Source organism: Streptomyces sp. 4N509B (assembly GCF_052245655.1).
GTDB lineage: Bacteria > Actinomycetota > Actinomycetes > Streptomycetales > Streptomycetaceae > Streptomyces.
This window is the reverse complement of sequence record NZ_JBQQBZ010000009.1, coordinates 114173-135885: the sequence shown is the minus strand read 5'-3', so window position 1 is coordinate 135885 and position 21713 is coordinate 114173. Positions and strand designations below refer to the sequence as shown.

Annotated in this window: 15 protein-coding genes and 2 tRNA genes; 8 read left to right on the top strand and 9 right to left on the bottom strand. The window is 73.0% G+C overall.

Going from position 1 to position 21713, the window contains the following annotated elements:
- Nucleotides 1-154 precede the first annotated feature (154 nt).
- Together tig and ACTWP5_RS12125 are read right to left on the bottom strand one after the other, a co-directional pair.
- Nucleotides 155-1636: a trigger factor gene (gene tig, locus ACTWP5_RS12130; RefSeq protein WP_443220869.1), complete on the bottom strand. Its 1482-nt coding sequence runs from the start codon at nucleotides 1634-1636 to the stop codon at nucleotides 155-157.
- 97 nt (nucleotides 1637-1733) lie between these two features.
- Nucleotides 1734-1810: transfer RNA gene (locus ACTWP5_RS12125), tRNA-Pro, on the bottom strand.
- Between the two features lie 146 nt (nucleotides 1811-1956).
- Here ACTWP5_RS12125 and ACTWP5_RS12120 point away from each other — a divergent pair.
- A tRNA-Gly gene (locus ACTWP5_RS12120) sits at nucleotides 1957-2027 on the top strand.
- 63 nt (nucleotides 2028-2090) lie between these two features.
- On the opposite strand, the gene ACTWP5_RS12115 is transcribed toward ACTWP5_RS12120, so the two are convergent.
- The gene (locus ACTWP5_RS12115; protein ID WP_443220868.1) at nucleotides 2091-2306 is read right to left on the bottom strand and encodes a hypothetical protein; all 216 of its coding nucleotides are present in this window, start codon (nucleotides 2304-2306) and stop codon (nucleotides 2091-2093) included.
- A gap of 312 nt (nucleotides 2307-2618) precedes the next feature.
- On the opposite strand from ACTWP5_RS12115, the gene ACTWP5_RS12110 reads away from it, so the two are divergent.
- Entirely contained in the window at nucleotides 2619-3746 is a 1128-nt protein-coding gene (locus ACTWP5_RS12110) for an acyltransferase family protein (protein WP_443220867.1), read from the top strand.
- Here ACTWP5_RS12110 and ACTWP5_RS12105 read toward each other — a convergent pair.
- Nucleotides 3733-4548 (bottom strand): M23 family metallopeptidase, encoded by an 816-nt coding sequence (locus ACTWP5_RS12105; RefSeq protein ID WP_443220866.1) that lies wholly within the window; start codon nucleotides 4546-4548, stop codon nucleotides 3733-3735. The two genes, ACTWP5_RS12110 and ACTWP5_RS12105, sit on opposite strands and share 14 nt — an antisense overlap.
- Nucleotides 4549-4724: 176 nt before the next feature.
- On the bottom strand, nucleotides 4725-5876 hold the full coding sequence (locus tag ACTWP5_RS12100) for a PP2C family protein-serine/threonine phosphatase (RefSeq protein WP_443220865.1): 1152 nt from the start codon (nucleotides 5874-5876) through the stop codon (nucleotides 4725-4727).
- A 136-nt stretch (nucleotides 5877-6012) separates the two neighbouring features.
- Here ACTWP5_RS12100 and ACTWP5_RS12095 point away from each other — a divergent pair, with 136 nt between their 5' ends.
- On the top strand, nucleotides 6013-7281 hold the full coding sequence (locus ACTWP5_RS12095) for a GNAT family N-acetyltransferase (RefSeq protein ID WP_443220864.1): 1269 nt from the start codon (nucleotides 6013-6015) through the stop codon (nucleotides 7279-7281).
- 181 nt (nucleotides 7282-7462) lie between these two features.
- Here ACTWP5_RS12095 and ACTWP5_RS12090 read toward each other — a convergent pair whose 3' ends face one another.
- From ACTWP5_RS12090 to ACTWP5_RS12080, 3 genes are read right to left on the bottom strand one after another with little or no spacing between them, the layout of a single operon-like run.
- Nucleotides 7463-8323 carry an Fpg/Nei family DNA glycosylase gene (locus ACTWP5_RS12090; protein WP_443220863.1) on the bottom strand — a complete coding sequence of 287 codons (861 nt, stop codon included), beginning with the start codon at nucleotides 8321-8323 and terminating at the stop codon, nucleotides 7463-7465.
- Between the two features lie 14 nt (nucleotides 8324-8337).
- Nucleotides 8338-8817: a ribose-5-phosphate isomerase gene (locus ACTWP5_RS12085; protein WP_443220862.1), complete on the bottom strand. Its 480-nt coding sequence runs from the start codon at nucleotides 8815-8817 to the stop codon at nucleotides 8338-8340.
- A 36-nt stretch (nucleotides 8818-8853) separates the two neighbouring features.
- Nucleotides 8854-9474: a biotin transporter BioY gene (locus tag ACTWP5_RS12080; RefSeq protein ID WP_443220861.1), complete on the bottom strand. Its 621-nt coding sequence runs from the start codon at nucleotides 9472-9474 to the stop codon at nucleotides 8854-8856.
- Between the two features lie 236 nt (nucleotides 9475-9710).
- Between ACTWP5_RS12080 and ACTWP5_RS12075 the strand changes: the two genes are divergently transcribed.
- A complete protein-coding gene (locus ACTWP5_RS12075; RefSeq protein ID WP_443220860.1) occupies nucleotides 9711-10349 on the top strand; it encodes a superoxide dismutase in 639 nt (212 codons plus the stop codon).
- 120 nt (nucleotides 10350-10469) lie between these two features.
- Here ACTWP5_RS12075 and ACTWP5_RS12070 read toward each other — a convergent pair whose 3' ends face one another.
- Nucleotides 10470-11120, bottom strand: a complete 651-nt coding sequence (locus ACTWP5_RS12070) for a mycothiol-dependent nitroreductase Rv2466c family protein (protein WP_443220859.1) — start codon at nucleotides 11118-11120, stop codon at nucleotides 10470-10472.
- A 146-nt stretch (nucleotides 11121-11266) separates the two neighbouring features.
- On the opposite strand from ACTWP5_RS12070, the gene pepN (ACTWP5_RS12065) reads away from it, so the two are divergent.
- The 4 genes from pepN (ACTWP5_RS12065) (at nucleotide 11267) to pepN (ACTWP5_RS12050) (ending at nucleotide 21515) form a co-directional block, all read left to right on the top strand.
- A complete protein-coding gene (pepN, locus tag ACTWP5_RS12065; RefSeq protein WP_443220858.1) occupies nucleotides 11267-13882 on the top strand; it encodes an aminopeptidase N in 2616 nt (871 codons plus the stop codon).
- Nucleotides 13883-14074: 192 nt separating this feature from the next.
- Complete coding sequence (locus tag ACTWP5_RS12060; RefSeq protein ID WP_443220857.1) at nucleotides 14075-15142, top strand: hypothetical protein; 1068 nt, start codon at nucleotides 14075-14077, stop codon at nucleotides 15140-15142.
- Nucleotides 15143-15333: 191 nt separating this feature from the next.
- Nucleotides 15334-18633: a S8 family serine peptidase gene (locus tag ACTWP5_RS12055; protein WP_443220856.1), complete on the top strand. Its 3300-nt coding sequence runs from the start codon at nucleotides 15334-15336 to the stop codon at nucleotides 18631-18633.
- A gap of 272 nt (nucleotides 18634-18905) precedes the next feature.
- Complete coding sequence (pepN, locus tag ACTWP5_RS12050) at nucleotides 18906-21515, top strand: aminopeptidase N (RefSeq protein WP_443220855.1); 2610 nt, start codon at nucleotides 18906-18908, stop codon at nucleotides 21513-21515.
- Nucleotides 21516-21713: the final 198 nt, after the last annotated feature.

Here is a 21713-nt window from a genome sequence, read left to right as displayed (position 1 = left end):
ATCTACGGACCCTAACGCGCGGTCCCGACGTACCCGTCATGACCAGGGAGTTGTTCGCTGTGAGCGCAGGGTGGGCCGGCTGGCCGCGTGGTCCGGCGCCAGCCGGGCCCCCGGTCCGTCGGAACCGGCCGGGGGCGCGGCCCGCCGTGCCCTCCTAGTCGGCCTGACGGGCCTCGTCGCCGTCCTTGGCCTCGTCGTCCGCCGTGCCGGCGTCCGCGGCCGCCTCCGTCGTCCCGGCGTCGGCCTCCGCCTCGGCCTCGTCGTTCAGCCGGACCGGCTCGCCGTTGCTGTCGGTCACCGTGACCGCGTCCACGACGGCCGCCAGGGCCTTGCCGCGGCTCACCTCGCCGACCAGCATCGGGACCTGGTTGCTCTCGACCACGGCGCGGACGAAGTCGTCGGGGGTCATGCCGGCCGACTGGGCGCGGCGCACGAGGTGCTCGGTGAGCTCCTCCTGGCTGACGTTGACGTTCTCCCGCTTGACGAGCTCGTCCAGCACGAACTGGGTGCGGATGCCCTTCTCGGCCTGCTCACGCAGCTCGGCGTCGAACTCCTCGACGGACTGGCCCCGCATCTTCAGGTACGAGGTGAGGTCCATGCCGATCTGCCCGAGCTGGTGGTGGACCAGGTTGTGCCGGCGGCTCTCGATCTCGTCCTCCAGCAGCTTCTGCGGCATCGGGACCTCGACCAGTTCCAGGAGGGCGGCGAGCACCTTCTCCTGGACCTCGGTGGCCTGCTCGTACCGGCGCTGCTCGGTCAGGCGCGCGCGGCTGTCCCCGCGCAGCTCCTCCAGGGTGTCGAACTCGCTCGCCAGCTGGGCGAAGTCGTCGTCGAGCTCGGGCAGCTCGCGGGAGGAGACGGACTCGACACGGACGGTGATCTCGATCGCGCGGCCCTGCTCGGTCTCGCCGGCCTCGGTCTCGCCCTCGGCCGCGTCCTCCTTCTCGGCCTCCGCGTCGGCCTCGGCCGGGGACGGCCCGCCGATCGTGGTGGTGAAGGTGGCGGTGCCCTCGGCGGCGAGGCCGGTGACGGCCTCGTCCAGGCCCTCGACGAGCCGGCCGGAGCCGACCGTGTACGTCGCGGTGGGCGGCACGACGCCGGCGACGGGCTCACCGTCCGCCGTGGCCTCCAGCGCGATCCGCACGACGTCGCCCTCGGCGGCCTCCCGCTCCACCACGGTGGTGGAGGCGAAGCGCTCGCGCAGCCGCTCGACGGCCTGGTCCACGTCCTCGTCGGAGACCTCGACCGCGTCGACGGTGACCTCGACGGTGGAGTAGTCGGGGATCTCGATCTCGGGGCGGACGTCCACCTCGGCGGTGAAGGCCAGCAGCTCGTTGTCCCGCAGCTCGGTGATGTCCACCTCGGGCTGGCCCAGCGTGCTGAGCTCACCCTGGCTGACGGCGTCGGAGTAGAACTTCGGAAGGGCGTCGTTGACCGCCTGCTCCAGGACGGCACCACGGCCGAACCGCTGGTCGATCACGCGAGCGGGCACCTTGCCGCGCCGGAAGCCCGGCACGTGGACCTGCTGGTTGATCTTCCGGTACGCCGCGTCGAGGCTGGGCTTGAGCTCCTCGAAGGGCACCTCGACAGTGAGCCGAACCCGCGTCGGGTTCAGGGTCTCCACGGCGCTCTTCACGGTTGACGTCTCCTTGGGGTGGCATTCTGGGAGGATCCGGCGGAACCGCTCGGATCCGCGCGCGGCGGCCGACGGCACGCGAGATTTTCATGGTACGTGGTCGGGGTGGCCGGATTCGAACCGACGACCTTCCGCTCCCAAAGCGGACGCGCTACCAAGCTGCGCCACACCCCGTCATGGCTCACATCGCGACACGTAGCGTACAGGTCGCCTCGCGGCGGTTCTCGGCGGGATCTCCCCACGGAGATCCGTGGTGGGGAAGCCCGCCGGGGTGCGCTGGTACGATGCGGAACGTGCCGGAGGTCACCCACCCGGCTCTCGCGGGCGTAGCTCAATGGTAGAGCCCTGGTCTTCCAAACCAGCTACGCGGGTTCGATTCCCGTCGCCCGCTCCGGACGCCTCACCTGACGCGGCCCGGTCTCCCTCGGAGGCCGGGCCCTCGTCGTCACGGGACTCAGTCGGTCCCGTCCTGGATCGAGTTGTCGACCTCCTCGACCGATCCGGTGACGGAGTCAAGGAGATCCTCTATCGCGTCGGAGGCACCGGTGGAGGCGAGCGTGAAGCCGAAGAGGATGGCCACGACCGCGGGCCCCCACTTCATCGACCCGCCACGGATCATGAAGAACAGGACCACGCCGAACAGCAAGGCCAGCGAGAACGTGATTTCCACAGTTGATCACACCTTCGGAAGGTTCGCCTCTGCACCGACAGGGGCTTGACCGGCCGGCGCACCCCCGCTGGATCCATCGTGCCATCAACTACCGGGCGTGGGGAGGGAGGTAGCTGCTCGTGCACGGCGTCGAGGAGCATTCAGGTCGAGGCGTGCGTCACTGAACGAACCGCCTGAAGTCGCCAGATAGCGGTCGTCCGCCGTGACCGTTTCACACCCCGGTTTCGTTATGCGACCGGAATCTCCTTAACTCCTCCGAGTGACACTCCAGTGAATTTACGGTGGCCCGCCACAGGCACTATGGTCCGCCCAATGTTGCGTGTTCGTCACCGACCAGAGCGGCTGGACGCTGGGAGTCCCGCACCGGCCGCCACATCACGGGATCCGTTCTTCGACAACGCCAAGTACCTCGCGATCGTCCTGGTGGCCGTCGGGCACACCTGGACCCCCCTGCGCGACGACTCCAGGGCGGCGTCCGCCCTGTACATGTTCGTCTACACCTTCCACATGCCGGCGTTCATCCTCGTCGCCGGATACTTCTCACGGAGCTTCACCGGCCGGCCCGACCAGCTCAGACGGCTGATCGCGGGCATCGGGGTGCCGTACCTCGTCTTCGAGGTCGCCTACATCCTCTTCAGCCGGCTGAGCACCGACGCGGGCGACCCGTTCAGCCCGTTCAGCATCCTCGACCCGTACTACGTGACCTGGTTCCTGCTCGCGCTCTTCGTCTGGCGGCTCACCTCCCCCCTGTGGCGGATCGTGCGCTGGCCGCTGCCGCTCGCGCTCGCGACGGCGGCGGTGGCGTCGGTGTCGCCTCACCTCGGAGCCGACCTGAACATCCAGCGGGTGCTGCAGTTCCTGCCGTTCTTCGTCCTCGGGATGCTGCTGCGGCGCGAGCACTTCGAGCTGGTCAGGCGGCCCGAGGTCCGGGTGCTGTCGGTGCCGGTCCTCCTCGCCGCGGTCGCCGTGGCCTACTGGGCCGTGCCGCGGATGAACCACGCGTGGTTCTACCGCTCCGACAGCGCCCAGGAGCTCGCCGCCCCGTGGTACGTCGGCGTCGTGATGAGCCTCGCGCTCTTCGGGTGCGGGCTGCTGCTGACGGCCTGTTTCCTGGCGTGGGTGCCGGCCCGACACACCTGGTTCACCTCACTGGGTGCCGGCACCATCTACGGCTACCTGCTGCACGGCTTCGTCGCCAAGGCGTCCCGCTGGTGGGACTGGTACGCGGCCGACTGGATCCACACGCCGGGCGGGCAGGTCCTCGTGACGCTGCTGGGCGCCGCGATCGTCACGGTGCTGTGCACCGCGCCGGTGCGACGCGCGTTCCGCTTCGTGGTGGAGCCGTCGATGAACTGGGCGTTCAAGCCTCCCGGGCCACCCGGGCCGCCCGGGCCCGCGGCGGGGGACGGCGCGGGCCGAAGGGACGCTAGTCGAGGCTGACGCCGTGCCGGGCCAGGTGGGCCACGGGGTCCACGTCGGTGCCGTAGGTCTCGCCGGTGCGGATCTCGAAGTGCAGGTGCGGTCCCGTGCTGTTGCCGGTGTTGCCCGTCTCGCCGAGCGGGGTGCCGGTCTGCACCCGCTCGCCCTCGACGACGTCGACCGAGGACAGGTGGGCGTAGAGCGCGTAGTAGCCGTCGGTCAGCGCGACCATGGCGGCCTCGCCGTAGTCACCCGCCGAGCCGGCCAGCACCACCGTGCCGGGGCCCACGGAGTGCACGGGGGTGCCGACGGGTGTGGCGAAGTCCACCCCGGTGTGGTGGCCGGCGGCCCAGCTGCCGGCGATGCCGTACGCGGCACTGACCGGGTGGGCCTCGGGGAGCGGACTGGTCCGGTCCAGCGCCGCGAGGGCGGCCCAGGACGGCAGCGTGGCCAGCCCGGCCGCGGCGTTCCCGTGGGTCGGGTTCGCGGCGCCCTCGCGGGCGTTCTCCAGGGCGCCGGCGAGGGCGACCTCGAAGACCTGCCCGAAGGTGTTCCCGAACGACCCGTCAGGCACCTCGTGGGAGGGGGCCCCGCGGGACGGGGTGCTGGCGGGGCTCCCGCGCGAGGGGCCCCGTCGCAGCCCCGCCCGCGGGCCCTCCGCCCCGAGCTTCACGGAGAGGTACGGGTAGTGGCGCTGGACGTCGGGCCGGTCCGGAAGGTCGTGGCCGAGGGTGGGGACCGTCCCGGGGCCGAAGGCGATCGTCGCCCCCAGCAGCGCGCCCACCGCGAGCCGGCGCGCCACGCGAAGAGTGATGTCGCTCATGTCCCCGAGCCAAGGCCAGCGCCGTGGTCGTCGCATCCGGCGCGGCGGTCGGGCCGCCTCCGTTCGGCGGACAGCCCGCGCGGCGAGGACCCGCGCGTCGACGCAGCTCAGCCCGGCATGTCACGCCGTCAGACGCTCGCGGCGTGACCGCTCCATAAGGTGATCACGACGTCGGGCTACTCGCGCTCGATGAGCACCAGCGCCCTGTCGTCGTTGACGTCCCGGGCGACCGACTCGATCAGGTGCCAGGCGGCGCCGCGGAACCCCGTGGTGACGTACCGGTCGGCCTCGCCCGTGAGGCGGTCTATTCCCTCGGAGAGGTCGTGCCCCGAGCGCTCCACCAGGCCGTCGGTGAAGAGCATGAGCACGTCCCCCCGGCGCAGTGTGCCCTTGGCCGGGTGGAACTCGGCGCCGTCGTAGACCCCGAGGAGAGGGCCCTCGGCCTCGATCTCCTGCCAGCGGCCGGTGCCCGCGTTCAGCTGGAGGGCCGGCGGGTGTCCCGCGGACATCAGCTCGAAGTCGCCCGTGTCGAGGTCGAGCACGAGGTGGATGGAGGTGGCGAAGCCCTCGTCCCAGTCCTGCCGCAGCAGGTATCCGTTGGCCGCGGGCAGGAAGGCGTGGGGAGGCAGCGAGCCGAGCAGCCCGCCGAAGGCGCCGGAGAGCAGCAGCGACCGGGAGGCGGCGTCCATGCCCTTGCCCGAGACGTCCGTCAGCACCACCTCCAGGACGCGGCGCTGCGGCCCCGTCCTCGCGGCCACGACGAAGTCCCCGGAGAACGACTGACCGCCCGCCGGGCGCAGTGACATCTCGTGGTGCCAGCCGGACGGCAGCCGCGGCAGCCGGCTCTGGGCGCTGATGCGCTCGCGCAGGTCGAACAGCATGGTGCTGCCGCGCCGCCACGGCACGCCGACGCGGCTGCGGAACTGGGCTATCAGAAGCCCGGCCATCGCGACGCCCGCGACGACGAGGATCGTGCCGGGGGTCACCGGATCGGGCTGGCCCCGCCGCGCCTCGATCAGCAGGCCCTCCATCACCAGCGCGGTGGCGGTGACGACGTAGAGGCCGAGGAGGCTGGCGGGCCTGAGCACGAGCCCGCCGAGCAGCAGCGGCAGCACCAGCGACTCCGGCGGGCACCACTCGGGCCACAGGACGGTGGCCCAGCCGAGCAGGGGCACGGTGAGCAGCAGCGTGGCGAAGGCGAGCCAGTCGGAGGCGCCACCCCGGAAGTAGTCCACGGCGGCGCGACGCAGCCCCACGCGGGCACGGTGCAGCGCCCGCTGGACCCGGACGCGGGCCGGCGGGCGGACGGTGTCACTGCCGCGTGCCATGACCCGGGACCCTATCCAGCCGCTCGGCGGCGCGTCGATCGTCCGTGACTCGCGCCACTCCGGGGCCCGTCGTCCCGGCACCCGCGCGGTCGAAAAGGTGTCGCAGCGTGCGCCGCGTGCTGGTAGGGATGACGGCATGACGGTCGAGGCGAGCAACGGGGTCGAGGTGCGTCGGCTGGTGGCCGACGCCTGGGACGAGTGGTACGCCGGGCTCGAATGGGCCTTCGGCGGCGTGGCGGAGTCCCCCGAGGAACGGGCGCTGTGGCGGGAGCTCACCGAGGTGGACCGCTCGATCGCCGCCTGGGACGTGTCCGGCGGGACGGAGCAGGTCGTCGGGTCCTTCAGCAGCTTCTCCTTCGAGATGGCGGTGCCGGGCGGGGCGGTCGTGCCCACCGGCGGCGTGACGATGGTGAGCGTCGCCGGCACCCATCGGCGGCAGGGGCTGCTGCGGCGCATGATGCGGCGCGGCCTCGACGAGATGCGGGAGGCCGGCGAGCCGTTGGCCGCGCTCGTCGCCTCCGAGCCGGCGATCTACGGACGCTTCGGGTACGGCATGGCCACGCAGTCCCTCCACGTGCGGATCGACACGACGCGCACCCGCGTCGAGCCGCCGCCGGGCGCCGGCGCCGTCCGGCTGCGGAGCGCCGACCCGCTGGCGGAGCTGGCGCGCTGCGAGGCCCTCTACGCGCGGCTCGTGCCGAACCGACCGGGGATGATCGCGCGGAAACCGAGCTGGGAGAAGGTGGGGCTGCTCGACCCGGAGCGGGACCGCAACGGCGCCTCGCCGCTGCGCTGTGTCCTCGCCGAGCGCGCCGACGACGGCGAGCTTCTGGGCTATGTGCGCTTCGCGCTGAAGCCGAGCTGGGACGCCGGCGGTGCCCACCAGGGCGCGGTGCTGGTGCGGGACCTCGACGCCGTGGACCCCGGGGCCTACGCGGCGCTGCTGCGCTTCCTGGCCGAGACCGACCTGACGACGGCGGTGGAGCTGCGCCACCGCCCGGTGGACGACCCGCTGCTGCGTCTGGTCTCCGACGTGCGGCAGTGCCGGGTGAACGTGTCCGACCGGCTCTTCCTGCGGCCCGTGGAGATCGGGGCGGCGCTCGCGGCACGGTCCTACGCCACCGACGTGGACGTGGTGCTCGACGTCGCCGACCCCTTCTGTCCCTGGAACGAGGGACGCTGGCGGCTGAGCGGCGGGCCCCAGGGGGCCACCTGCGCGCGGACGGCCGACGCGGCCGAGCTGACGCTGACCGTCGGCGCGCTCGGCGCGGCCTATCTTGGCGGCGCCTCGCTCACCTCGCTGGCCGCCGCCGGGCAGGTGACGGAGGAGCGCCCCGGGGCGCTGGCCGCGGCCACCACCGCGTTCTCCGCCACGGTGCCGCCCTGGCTGCCGCACAGCTTCTAACGCCCTCACGCGCACCCGCCCCTCACATCGCATCAGCCCCGGACGTGAGGCCGCGGGGCGCCGCGGCGCCCCGCGCGGCCTCCCAGCCCCATGACCACCAACGATACGGCCACGCACTGACATTCAGCCCTGACGGTGGGGGGCGTTCACCTGTGCTGGTGGGCCTCCCGGCGTCGTGGTGTCAACGCTGGCAACCGGGGCACCAGAAGAGGTTGCGCCCGCGCAGTTCCGCGGTGCGGACCCGCTCGCCGCACACGTGGCAGGGCATGCCGGCGCGGCGGTAGACGTAGACCTCGCCGCCGTGGTCGTCCACGCGGGGCGGGCGGCCCATCGCCTCGGGCGTGTGCGCGGCGCGCACCGTGTCGATCCGCCCGGTCCTCACCCCCTCGGCCATGAGCGTCACCAGGTCGGACCAGAGGGCCTGCCAGGTGGCGCGGTCCAGCTCGCGGCCGGTCCGGTAGGGGTCGACGCCCTGCCGGAAGAGGACCTCGGCGCGGTAGACGTTGCCGACGCCCGCGACGACCTTCTGGTCCAGCAACAGCGCGGCGACCGGGACGCGGCTGGTGGCGACGCGACGCCAGGCCGGCTCGGGGTCGGGGTCGGGGCGCAGCGGGTCGGGGCCGAGCCGGGCGTGGAGCTCGGCCCGTTCGGCGGGGGTGACCAGGGCGCAGCGGGCGGGGCCGCGCAGCTCGGCGTGGTGCCCGGCGTGGTGCTCGACAGGGCCCTCGACAGGGCCCTCGCCGTCGACCAGCCGCAGCCGGATCTGGCCGGCGGGCGGCGGCGCGGGGCCGTCACCGAAGCGGAGCGTGCCGTAGAGGCCGAGGTGCACGTGGAGCGTGAGGTCGCACGGCTCGGCCGCGGGAGCGCGGAAGACGGCCAGCAGATGCTTGCCGTGGGCCTCGGCCGCCACCAGCACCCGCCCGTCGAGGCGCGCGGCCCCCTCGGCGAACGTCCCCTGCGGGCTGTCGGCCCGCACCCGCCGGCCGCCGAACCGCTCGCGCAGCCCGGCGGCCAAGCGGTGCAGGGTGTGTCCCTCGGGCATCCGGCGCGGCGCCCTCAGCGTGCGGTGTCGGGCAACGGCGGCAGCGTGCCGTCCGTCTCGTAGGCGCTGAGCATCCCGATGCGGCGGCTGTGCCGTTCCTCCCCGGAGTACGGGGTGGTGAGGAAGACCGCGACGAAGGAGGTGGCCTCGTCGGTGGTGTGCATGCGGGCGCCGACGCTGAGGACGTTGGCGTCGTTGTGCTCGCGGCCCAGGCGGGCGGTCTCCTCGCTCCACGCCAGCGCGCAGCGCACGCCGCGCACCTTGTTGGCGGCGATGGCCTCGCCGTTGCCCGAGCCGCCGATCACGATCCCGAGCGCCTCCGGGTCGGCCGCCGTGCGCTCGGCGGCCCGCAGGCAGAACGGCGGGTAGTCGTCGGCCGGGTCCAGGAGGTGGGGGCCGCAGTCCACGGGCTCGTGGCCGTGGTCCTTCAGCCAGTGGACGAGGTGGTCCTTCAGGTCGTAGCCCGCGTGGTCGGATCCGAGATAGACGCGCATGTCGCCGAGTCTCCCATTCCCTGCTCGTCCGGTGTCTCAGCCTCGCTCGCGGCCGACGAGGCGCCAGGCCACCGGCAGCGCGCCCATGGCCAGCGCCGCCTTCAGCGCGTCGCCGAGGAGGAACGGGGTCAGCCCGGCGTCGACCGCCTGGGCGGCCGTCAGGTCGGCGGCCAGCGCCAGGTACGGCACGCCGACCGCGTAGATGACGGCGGTGCCCGCCGCCATGGTGCCGACGGTGCGCAGCACCGTGCGGTCCCCGCCCCTGCGGGCCAGCGCGCCCACGAGGGCGGCGGCGAGGGTCATGCCGATGACGTAGCCGAAGGAGGGCATGCCGTACCCGGACTCGCCGTCGGCGAACCAGGGCGTCCCGGCCATGCCGGCCAGCGCGTAGAGGAGGAGGGAGAGCAGGGCGCGGGCGGGGCCGAGGGAGACGCCGACGAGGAGGGCGGCGAAGGTCTGTCCGGTGACGGGCACGGGGGAGCCGGGCACGGGCACGGAGAACTGCGCGGCGGCGCCCGTGAGTGCCGCTCCCCCGACGACCAGGGCGAGGTCGCGCGCGCGGGCGCGTGGGGCGGTGGCGGCGGGCAGCAGGTCGGCGAGGACGGCCCGGGGGCGGGCCGCGGCGGCGGTGAGCGCGGTGGCGCTGACGGTGCTCATGTCGACTCCACGTCGTGACGGGTCGTGCGAAGGGGACGGAAGGAGACGCTAGACCACCGCCCTCGTGTCCTCCTTGTGAGCTTGGCTACAACGCGGCCGGCGGACGACACGGGCGGCGACACGGCTCAGGGGAGTAGTAATGCGCTAAGGTCGTTGTTGCAAGCTCTTCGCAATAAGCTGGTCCTCGCGGAGCACCGAGGCACCGAGAGACGTCGAGAGAAGAGACGGGCACCAGCATGGCCACCTACACCCTCCCCGAACTCCCCTACGACTACGCGGCGTTGGAGCCGGTCATCAGCGGGGAGATCATCGAGCTCCACCACGACAAGCACCACGCCGCCTACGTCAAGGGCGCCAACGACGCGCTCGACCAGCTCGCCGAGGCGCGCGAGAAGGACCAGTGGGGAGCGATCAACGGGCTGGAGAAGAACCTCGCGTTCCACCTCTCCGGGCACATCCTGCACTCCGTCTACTGGCGGAACATGACCGGAGACGGCGGCGGGGAGCCCCTGGAGAAGGACGGCACGGGCGAGCTGGCCGACGCCATCGCCGAGTCCTTCGGATCCTTCGCGCGCTTCAGGGCGCAGATGACGAGGGCCGCGGCCACCACCCAGGGATCGGGATGGGGCGTGCTGGCGTACGAGCCGGTCAGCGGGCGGCTGGTCGTCGAGCAGGTCTACGACCACCAGGGCAACGTGGGCCAGGGCTCGGTGCCGCTGCTCGTCTTCGACGCGTGGGAGCACGCGTTCTACCTGCAGTACCGCAACCAGAAGGTGGACTTCGTCGAGGCGATGTGGCGCGTCGTGAACTGGCAGGACGTCGCGGAGCGCTACGCCTCGGCCAGGAACGGGCTCGCCGGTCTCCTGCTCGCGTGATCGTCTTCTCAAACCGTCACCGGGCAGGTGGGGGAAGGGGCGGCCTCCGTCGTCGTCGCGGAAGGACGGAGGCCGCCCCGGTGAGCGTGTCGGCCGGGGCAGCCCGCGGACCGTGTCGCTCTAGTCGAGGTTGTCGAACCGCGGGCCGACGTCGCGGGTGCGCTTGATCTCGAAGAAGCCGGGGATGGAGGCGACCATCAGCGTGCCGTCCCACAGCCGGGCCGCGTCCTCGCCCCTCGGCGCCGGGGTGACGACGGGCCCGAAGAACGCGAGCTGCTCGCCGTCGGAGCCGGGGACCGCGATGACCGGCGTGCCGACCTCCTGGCCCACCAGGTCTATCCCGGCCTTGTGCGAGGCGCGCAGCTCCGCGTCGTACCGGTCGGAGCCGGCCGCATCGGCCAGCTCGGCCGGCAGGCCCACCTCCGCCAGCGCCTCGACGGTGGCCTCGGCCCAGTCCTTGCGGCCCTGGTTGTGGAAGCGCCGGCCGAGCGCCGTGTAGAGCGGGCCGAGGACCTCGCCGCCGTGCTCCTTCTCCGCCGCCACGCAGACGCGCACCGGGCCCCAGGCGGGGCCGCGCATCATCTCGACGTACTCCTCCGGCAGCTGGTCCAGCTTCGCCTCGTTGAGCACCGCGAGGCTCATCACGTGCCACCGCACCGTGACCGGGCGCTGCTTCTCGACCTCCAGCATCCATCGCGAGGTCATCCACGCCCACGGACAGATCGGGTCGAACCAGAAGTCCGCGGGGGTCTTGTCGGTCGTCTCGGCCATCAGGCCATCCTCCTGTGACGCTGCTGGATCTGTGTGTCTGCCGGGGAAGAACACCGAAAGGCCGGGGACGCATTCCGCGGGGTCGCCAGGAGTGGGATGCTGTCACGCGCCGTACGACCGTTACGCACCGCGAGGGAGTGCCGACCGTGCCCGGAGAGAACCTGACCCGCGACGAGGCCCGCGAGAGGGCCGACCTGCTGACCGTTCACGGGTACGAGGTGGCACTGGACGTACGCTCCGCGGTCGATCCGCCGGCGACAGCCGACGGACGACCAGGGACGTTCCGGTCCAGAACCACCCTCCGCTTCGCCTGCGCCCGCCCGGGGAGCGACAGCTTCGCGGACCTGATCGCCCCCCACGTCCACTCCGTCACGCTCAACGGCACCCCGCTCCCCGTGGACGAGGTGTTCGACGGCACCCGCGTCGCGCTGCCGGCGCTACGCGCGGAGAACACGCTCGTCGTGGACGCCAGCTGCGCCTACAGCCGCACCGGTGAGGGCCTGCACCACTTCACCGACCCCGAGGACGGCGAGACCTACCTCTACACCCAGTACGAGCCGGCCGACTCCCGGCGCGTCATGACCTGCTTCGAGCAGCCGGACCTGAAGGCGCCGTTCGACGTCTCCGTCACCGCCCCCGCGCACTGGACGGTGCTGAGCAACGGCGAGGAGCGCGAGCGCCTCCCCCACCCGGAAGGGCTGGCCGACGGCTCGCCCGCGGCGACGTGGCGGTTCGCGACGACGAAGCCGATCTCGACGTACCTCACCGCCGTCGTCGCCGGCCCGTACCACCGCGTCACCGACCACTACTCCCGCCGGCTGCCCGACGGCTCCACCCTGGAGATCCCGCTCGGCCTCCTGTGCCGCAAGGGCCTGGCGCGGCACTTCGACCCGGAGGAGCTGTTCACCACCACCCGCCAGGGGCTGGACTTCTTCCACGAGCACTTCGCCTTCCCCTATCCCTTCGGCAAGTACGACCAGGCGTTCGTGCCGGAGTACAACATCGGCGCCATGGAGAACCCGGGCCTGGTGACGTTCCGCGAGGAGTACGTCTTCCGCGGTCGCACCACGCGGGCCGCCTACCAGGGCCGGGCCAACACGCTGCTGCACGAGATGGCCCACATGTGGTTCGGCGACCTGGTCACGATGGAGTGGTGGGACGAGCTGTGGCTGAAGGAGTCCTTCGCGGACTTCATGGGCGCGTTCTCGCTCGTCGAGGCCACCCGCTTCAGCGAGGGCTGGATCACCTTCGCCAACCGCCGCAAGGCCTGGGCCTACCGCGCCGACCAGCTGCCCTCGACGCACCCGGTGACCGCCGACATCCGCGACCTCCAGGACGCGAAGCTGAACTTCGACGGGATCACGTACGCCAAGGGCGCGAGCGTCCTCAAGCAGCTCGTGGCGTACGCCGGGCGTGAGGCGTTCCTGGAGGGCGCCCGCCGGTACTTCCAGCGGCACGCCTACGGCAACACCCGCCTCGCCGACCTGCTGGCGGTGCTGACCGAGACCTCGGGCCGGGAGGACATGGCCACCTGGGCCGAGTCCTGGCTCCAGACCGCCGGCGTCAACTCCCTCACGCCCGAGCTGCGCCTGGACGCCGAGGGGCGGATCGCCGAGCTCGTCGTCACGCAGGAGGCCGCGGAGAGCCACCCGGTGCTGCGCCCGCACCGGGTCGCGATCGGCCTCTACCGCCGGGACGCCTCGGGCGCTCTGGCGCGCTTCGCGCGGGTCGAGACGGACGTCGCGGGCCCGCGCACCGTGGTCGGCGAGCTCGCCGGGGCGGAGCGGCCCGAGCTGGTCCTCGTCAACGACGACGACCTGACGTACTGCAAGACCCGCTTCGACGCCGACTCCCTCGCCACGCTCCACCAGCACCTGGGCGCGATCAGCGACCCGCTCGCGCGGGCGCTGTGCTGGTCGGCGCTGTGGAACCTCACGCGGGACGCGCTGCTGCCGGCCAGCTCCTTCCTCGACCTGGTGCGGCGCTTCGCCGGGGTGGAGAGCGAGATCGGGGTGCTCCAGATGGTGCATGCCTGGGCGGAGTCCGCGCTGGTGCACTACGTGGCGCCGGAGCGGCGGACGACGCAGCGGACCGCGCTGCTCCAGGCGGCCGTCGCCGAACTGCGGGGGGCGGCGCCCGGCAGCGACCACCAGCTGGCCTGGGCCCGTTTCGTCGCCGCGCTGACGGAGACCAGGGCGGAGGTGGACCGGCTGACGCGGCTGCTGAAGGGAGAGGACACGATCGAGGGCCTGGTGATCGACCAGGAGCTGCGCTGGACGTTCCTCACGCCGCTGGTCTCCAGCGGCGCGGCGTGCGAGGGCGTGGTGGACACCGAACGGGCCAGGGACGACACGGCCTCGGGCGAGCGTCACCACACGCGCTGCCTCGCGGCCCGCCCGGACCCGAAGGTCAAGGAGCGGGCGTGGGAGTCGGTGGTGGAGTCGGACCACCTGTCGAACGCCCTGGTGGAGGCCGTGATCGACGGCTTCACCCAGCCGGGGCAGCGGGAGCTGCTCGCGCCGTTCACCGAGCGGTACTTCGCGGCGCTGGAACGGATCTGGCGGGAGCGGACGATCGAGATCGCGATGGCCATCGTGCGCGGCCTGTTCCCGGCGCTCCAGGGCGACGAGGCGACGTTGGCGGCGACGGACCGGTGGCTGGCGGAGCACGCCTCGGCGCCGCCCGCGCTGCGCCGTCTCGTGCTGGAGGCCCGGGACGACCTGGCGCGGGCGCTGCGGGCGCAGGCCGCGGACGCGGGGTGAGCGCGGCGCGGTGAAGGGGACCGGTGGGCCCGGTGGGCGCGGCGGCGGGCCCGCCGGGCGCGGGCGGTGGCGGGGTCGAGGCCGGAGCCGGGCATATTCGAACGCGCGTACTTTAGTTCGCGGTTGTCCAACTTTGGCCACGGGCGTGTAACAAAGGGGGCCGGCGCGGCCGTTGGCGGGAATCGGCGGGGCATGAACCCTCACTCGACGAACCCGCTCACGCCCCGCCCGCTGCACGAGCTCGCCGCCGCGCGTCGCCGCGTGATGACGACGCGGGAACTGCGCCAGCACGGCGTCTCGCCGGCCGCCGCCCACGAGCGGTGCCGGCCGGGCGGACCGTGGCAGATGCCGCTGCCCGGGGTGTTCCTGCTGCACCCCGGGCCGCCGTCCGCGGAGGAGATGCTCCACGCCGCGCTGCGCTACACCGGCGGCCGGCCGGGCGAGGCGATGGTGAGCGGGCTGGCCGCGTTGGCGCTGCACGGCTTCACGGCCGTGCCGCCGCTGGCGGCGTTGAACCGCGTCGACGTCCTCGTGCCGCGCACCCGGCGGCTGCGGTCGTGTGGCCACGCCCGCATCGTGCGCACCCAGCAGCTGCCGCGGCCGGTGCGGCTGGCGGACGTGCCCGTCGCGCCGGTGCCGCGCGCGCTGGCCGACGCGGTGGTGGGGCTCGCCGACGGGCTGGCGGTGCGGCGGCTGATGGCCGAGGCGGTCCGCGGCGGGCACGCGGAACCGCACGCGGTGGTGGGCGAGTTCGCCCGGGCGCGACTGCTGGCCAGGCCGCACGTGGCCGGGGCCGTGGAGACGCTGCTGACCGAGGGGCGGGCGGTGGCCGAGGAGCGGCTGATCGAGCTGGTGGGGCGCGGGGTGCTGCCGGATCCCTGCTGGAACGTGGAGCTGTGGCTCGCCGACGGGACGAGCCTGGGCGCGGTGGACGCGTACTGGCCCGACCACGCGGTGGCGGTCGAGATCGACGGGTGGGTGCCACGGCAGCGGCCGTGGCCGGGCGCCCGGCGCGAGCCCGGGGCGGGCGGCGCGACAGGCGGCGGGGCGGGCGGCGAGCGCGGCGGCAACGGCGAGGCGGCCGCGCCCGACCGGCTGGGCCGCCGGCACGCGATGGAACGGGCGGGCGTCACGGTCGTCCACCTCACCTCGCGGGCGCTGCGGGAGGCGATGGACGAGCAGATCGAGGTGGTGCGCGCCGCGCTGCTCGGGGCGATCGAGACCGAACCCGCGAGGGATGTCACGGTTCTGCCCCGTTGACACGCGAGCCACCGGTTCCGCCGGTTCCCTCGGTAATCCAATCGTTATTGATGGGGATGCGACAAAAGCTGATCAACTGACCTCAACCACTGGTCACTTCCGTAAGATGACCGGTCATCCTCATCCGTCATCGCACATACCACCATCAGCACCCCTGACGATCCAGTCGATCCTGCTGTCAAAGGATGCATATGTCACTCAGACGACGACCACGTGCCGCGCTCGCCGCGGGCCTGGCCGCCTCACTCGCCGTCACCGCGGCGGCCGTCGGCGCCGGCTCCCTCCTCGCCGCCGCGCCGGCACAGGCCGCGGACGTTCCCCTGGCGGAGAACGAGAAGCTCGGCGCGCACGACGTCGAGATCCTCGCCGAGGCCCGCGAGGACGGCGACCGGTTCGTGACCGTCATGCTCGCGACCGAGCCGGGCGAGACCGAGGCGGTGGCCGAGCGGATGGACTCCGTCGCCGGCTCCTCCGTGGCGTACACCGAGGACTCCGTGGGCTACGTGCGCGCCACCGTGCGCACCGGCAAGGCCGAGGCGGCCATCGCCGCCGCCACCGGCATCGACGCCGTCCACGCCATCGACCTCGGCGAGGAGATAGAGATACCCGACCCCGTCCCGGCCTCCGAGGCCGGCGACCGGGCCACCGTCACCCAGCCCTACCCGGGCCCTGGCGAGGACACGCCGACGGACAACCCGTACATGCCGACCGACGAGACCGGCGCGGTGGAGTTCGTCGAGGACAACCCGCGGGCCGACGGCCGCGGCATCACCATCGGCGTCATCGACACCGGCGTCGACATCGACCACCCGGCGCTCCAGGAGACCACCACCGGCGAGCGCAAGATCGTCGACTGGGTCACCGCCACCGACCCCATCTGGGACGGCGACGGCACCTGGCGCGCGATGGTCACCGAGCGCTCCGGCGAGTCCTTCGAGTACAACGGCCGCCAGTACACCGCCCCCGCGGGCGACCACCTTCTCGCCGTCTTCCGCGAGGAGATCACCGCCGGCGGCGAGGCGGCCGGCGACGTCAACCGCGACGGCGACACGAACGACAGCTGGGCGCTGCTCTACGACGCCGGGGCCGGCACCGTCCGCGTCGACGTCGCCGACGACGGCGACTTCACCAACGACCCCGCCATGTCGCCCTACCGCGAGAACCACGACCTCGGATACTTCGGCACCGACGACCCCGCCACCGCGGTCGCCGAGCACATGCCGTTCGTCGTGGAGATCCGCGAGGACGTGCCCATGGACCCCTACGGCGGCGACTGGGTCGGCCAGGTCCGTGACTTCGTCAACATCGGCATCGTCGCCGACGCCCACGGCACCCACGTGGCCGGCATCACCGCGGCCAACGGCATGTTCGGCGGCGAGATGAACGGCGCCGCCCCCGGCGCGAAGATCGTCTCCGCCCGCGCCTGCGCCTTCCCCAGCTGCTCCTCCACCGCGCTGACCGAGGGCATGATCGACCTCGTCACCAACCGCGGCGTGGACGTCGTCAACATGTCGATCGGCGGCCTGCCCCCGCTCAACGACGGCCAGAGCGCCCGCGACCTGCTCTACAACGAGCTGATCGACACCTACGGCGTGCAGATGTTCATCTCCGCCGGCAACGAGGGCCCCGGCACCAACACCATCGGCGCCCCCTCCACCGCCGAACGCGTCGTCAGCGTCGGCGCCGCGATCTCCCGCGAGACCTGGGCCGCCAACTACGGCTCGCACGTCGAGCGCCGCTACGCCCTGCTGCCGTTCTCCTCCAACGGCCCGCGCGACGACGGCGGCTTCAAGCCGAACATCGTCGCCCCCGGCTCCGCGATCAGCACCACCCCGACGTGGCAGGCCGGCAGCCCGGTCCCCGAGGCCGGCTACGAGCTGCCGCCCGGGTACGCCATGTTCAACGGCACCTCGATGTCCTCCCCGCAGGCCGCCGGCGCCGCCGCCCTGCTGCTGTCGGCCGCCAAGGCACGCGACATCGACCTGTCCCCCGACACGCTGCGGACCGCGCTGACCAGCTCCGCCGACCCGATCCCCGGCGTGCAGGCGCACGAGCAGGGCTCGGGCCGCTTCGACACCGAGGGCGCCTGGCGCCTGATCCGCCAGGCGGCGGGCGGCGCGGCCGCCCACGACTACGCCGTCTCCGCGCCCGTCGACCACGTCCTCGACCAGGAGCTGGTCACCCCCGGCGCCGGCCCCGGCGTCTACGACCGCGAGAGCGCCCCGGCCGTCGGCGAGCGCGAGCGCTACGAGGTGACGGTCACCCGCACCACGGGCCCCGACCGCCGCGTCCCGCACCGCGTCGAGCTGGTCAACAACGACGACCGCACCTTCCGGCTCGTCGGCTCCTCCTCCGTGTCGCTGCCGCTCGACCAGCCGGTGACGCTCACCCTGGAGGCCAAGCCCCGCTCGCTCGGCGCCCACAGCGTGATCCTGACGCTGGACGACGGCCGCACCACCGGCGTCGACCACCAGATCCTGAACACCGTCGTCGTGGCGGAGGACCTGGCCGACCCGTCCTTCGCCCGCGACTACGCCGGCGAGGTGCAGCGCAACGACTCCGACTCGTACTTCGTGCGGGTGCCGGAGGGCACGAGGACGCTGGAGGTCGCCATGGGCGGGCTCACCGGCGAGAGCCAGACCCGCTGGATCGCGATCGACCCCTACGGCGTCCCGGCCGAGGACACCGCGTCCAACCTCTGCTACCCGAACTACAACCCGGGCAACGCGTGCCGCCCCGACCTGCGCACCTACTCCGACCCGCTGCCGGGCGTGTGGGAGATCGAGGTCGAGTCGCGGCGCACCTCGCCCGAGCTGGACAACCCGTACACCGTCGCGGCGTCCGCCCTCGGCGTCACCTTCGACCCCGAGACGGCCACCATCGAGGAGGCCCAGACCGGCACGCCGTCCCCCGTCAGCTGGGAGGTCACCAACGACTTCGCGCCCATCGAGGGCGGCCTGCTGGAGGCCGGGCAGCTCGGCTCGGCCCGCTCGGAGCGCGCCTCCATCGAGGACGGGGCGTACGACACCACCAGGACCGTCGAGGTGCCGGCGGGCGCGACGGAGTTCTCCGTCTCCCTCGGCAACGCCGCCGACCTGTCGGCCGACCTCGACCTGTTCGTGTACTACGGCACGGGCGAGGACATGGTGGAGGTCGGCGCCTCCACCACGCCGACGTCCGAGGAGCTCGTCGTCGTGACGAACCCCGAGGCCGGCACGTACACCGTCGAGATCCACGGCTACGAGGTGCCCTCGGGCGCGACCGAGTTCGACTACCAGGACGCGTACCTGAGCCCCGACCTCGGCACGATCACCGTCTCGGACGAGCCGGTCTCCCTCGGCAACGGCGAGTCCGCCGAGGTCGGCGCGGAGGTCACGGTCACCGGCGCGGCCGCCGCGGACCGGGAGTTCCTCGGCTCGGTGCGGCTGCTGAACGCGGCCGGCAGCCCGGCCGGGAGCGCCACCGTGGTCATCGGGAGCGTCGCGCCCTGACGGACTGAGCCGTCGCGGTGAACGCCTCACCGCCTCCCTTCCCAGGCCCCTCCCCCCGGTCACCGCGCCGGAGGGAGGGGCCTGCCACGTCGGGCGTGGCGTGCGAGGATGGCCGCACCAGGAGGGTCACGATCTCTGACGAGCCGATACGAGTCAGAACGAGCCACACGAGTCACAACAAGCCACCACGACCCACGACGGCGCGTCGGTCGCGACGATCTCGACCACCGGCGCGTCGCCACGAACGAGCACGACGATTGGAGACCACCAAGGTGCCTGGCACGAATCTGACCCGGGACGAGGCGCGGCAGCGGGCGCTACTGCTGAGCGTGGACGCGTACGAGATCGCCCTGGACCTCTCCGGGGCGCAAGCGGGCGGCACCTTCCGCTCCGACACCACCGTGCGCTTCACCGCCCGTGCCGCCGGTGAGAGCTTCGTCGACCTGATCGCCCCGACGGTGCGGAGCGTGGAGCTCAACGGGGAGGCCCTGGACCCCGCCGAGGTCTTCGCCGACTCCCGCATCGCCCTGCCCCGCCTCGCCGAGGGCGCCAACGAGCTGCGCGTCGTCGCCGACTGCGCGTACACCACCACGGGCGAGGGACTGCACCGCTTCGTCGACCCGGTGGACCAGCAGGCGTACCTCTACACCCAGTTCGAGGTCCCCGACGCCCGCCGCGTGTTCGCCTGCTTCGAGCAGCCGGACCTGAAGGCCACCTTCCGGTTCACCGTCACCGCCCCGGAGAGCTGGACGGTCGTCTCGAACTCCCCGACGCCCGAGCCCGAGCCCGCCGCCGAGGCCGCCGAGGCCGGCGCGGCCGTGTGGCGCTTCGCGCCGACGCCGCGGCTGTCCACGTACGTCACGGCCCTGATCGTCGGCCCGTACCACGCGGTCACCAGCAGCTGGGAGGGCGAGGGCCGCAGCGTGCCGCTGGGCCTGTACTGCCGGCCCTCGCTCGCGGAGCACCTCGACGCCGACGCCCTCTTCGAGGTGACCCGGCAGGGCTTCGACTGGTTCCAGGAGAAGTTCGACCACCCGTACCCGTTCGCCAAGTACGACCAGCTCTTCGTCCCCGAGTTCAACGCCGGCGCCATGGAGAACGCGGGCGCGGTCACCATCCGCGACCAGTACGTCTTCCGCTCCAAGGTGACCGACGCCGCCTACGAGATGCGGGCGGAGACGATCCTGCACGAGCTGGCCCACATGTGGTTCGGCGACCTCGTCACCATGGAGTGGTGGAACGACCTGTGGCTGAACGAGTCGTTCGCCACGTACACCTCCATCGCCTGCCAGGCCCACTCCCCCGGCAGCCGCTGGCCGCACGCGTGGACCAGCTTCGCCAACCAGATGAAGACCTGGGCGTACCGCCAGGACCAGCTGCCCTCCACCCACCCGATCATGGCGGAGATCCGCGACCTCGACGACGTGCTCGTCAACTTCGACGGCATCACCTACGCCAAGGGCGCCAGCGTGCTCAAGCAGCTCGTGGCGTACGTCGGCCAGGACGCGTTCTTCAGCGGCGTGCAGGCGTACTTCAAGCGCCACGCCTGGGGCAACACCCGCCTGACCGACCTGCTGACGGCCCTGGAGGAGACCAGCGGCCGGGACCTGAAGGCGTGGTCCCAGGCGTGGCTGGAGACCGCCGGCATCAACGTGCTACGCCCGGAGATCACCACCGCCGAGGACGGCACCATCGCCTCCTTCGCGATCCGGCAGGAGGCGCCGGAGCTGCCGGCCGGCGCGACGGGCGAGCCGACGCTGCGGCCCCACCGCGTGGCGGTCGGCCTCTACGAGCTCAAGGACGGCGCGCTGACCCGCACCGAGCGCGTCGAGCTCGACGTCGACGGCGAGCTGACGGAGGTGCCGGGGCTCGCGGGCCTGCCCCGCCCCGCGGTGATCCTCCTCAACGACGACGACCTGTCCTACGCCAAGGTCCGTCTCGACGCCGAGTCCCTGGCCGTCGTCACCCGTCACCTGGGCGACTTCACGCAGTCGCTGCCGCGCGCCCTGTGCTGGGCCTCGGCCTGGGACATGACCCGCGACGGCGAGCTGGCCACCCGCGACTACCTCCAGCTGGTGCTCTCCGGCATCGGCAGGGAGTCCGACATCGGCGTGGTGCAGTCCCTCCACCGGCAGGTGAAGCTGGCCCTCGACCTCTACGCCGACCCGGCGTGGCGCGAGACGGGCCTGGCCCGGTGGTCCGAGGCGTGCCTGGAGCACCTCCGTTCGGCGGCCCCCGGTAGCGACCACCAGCTGGCCTGGGCCCGCGCCCTGGCCGCGACCGCCCGCACCGACGCGCAGCTGGACCTGCTGGCGGGGCTGCTCGACGGCGGCGAGACCCTGGAGGGCCTGGCGGTCGACACGGAGCTGCGCTGGGCGCTGCTGCACCGCCTGGCCGCCACGGGCAGGGCCGGCGAGGAGGCCATCGCCGCGGAGCTGGAGCGCGACCCCACGGCGGCCGGCGAGCGGCACGCCGCGAGCGCCCGCGCGGCCCGGCCCACGCCGGAGGCGAAGGCGGCGGCGTGGGAGGCCGTCGTCGCGCCGAAGCCGGGCGAGGAGCTGCCGAACGCCGTCCAGGAGTCGGTCATCGCGGGCTTCGTCCAGACCGACCAGCGCGAGCTGCTCGCCCCCTACACCGAGCGGTACTTCGAGGTGCTGAAGGGCGTGTGGGACGCGCGGAGCCACGAGATGGCGCAGCAGATCGCGGTCGGGCTCTACCCGGTGGTGCAGGTCGAGGCGGCGACGCTTGAGGCCACCGACGCGTGGCTGACGGCGGCCGAGCCGACGCCGGCGCTGCGGCGGCTGGTCACGGAGTCCCGCGCGGGTGTCGAGCGGGCCCTCAAGGCCCAGGCGGCGGACGCGGCGGCGGACACCGCCGCGTAGCGCGGCTCCCGCCGTCGGCGGACGACGACGCCCTCACGTCGGGGGGCGGTCAGCGGCCGGCCAGGAGCTGGTCAGCGATCGCTCACAGGCCGGTCAGACGTCGGGAAGCAGCCGGAGCGGCCCCGTGGGGTGGCCCGTGAGAGGGCCGGGCCGCGAGCGCCGTCGGGCCCGCGGCGCGTCCGGGCGGCGGGGACGGCC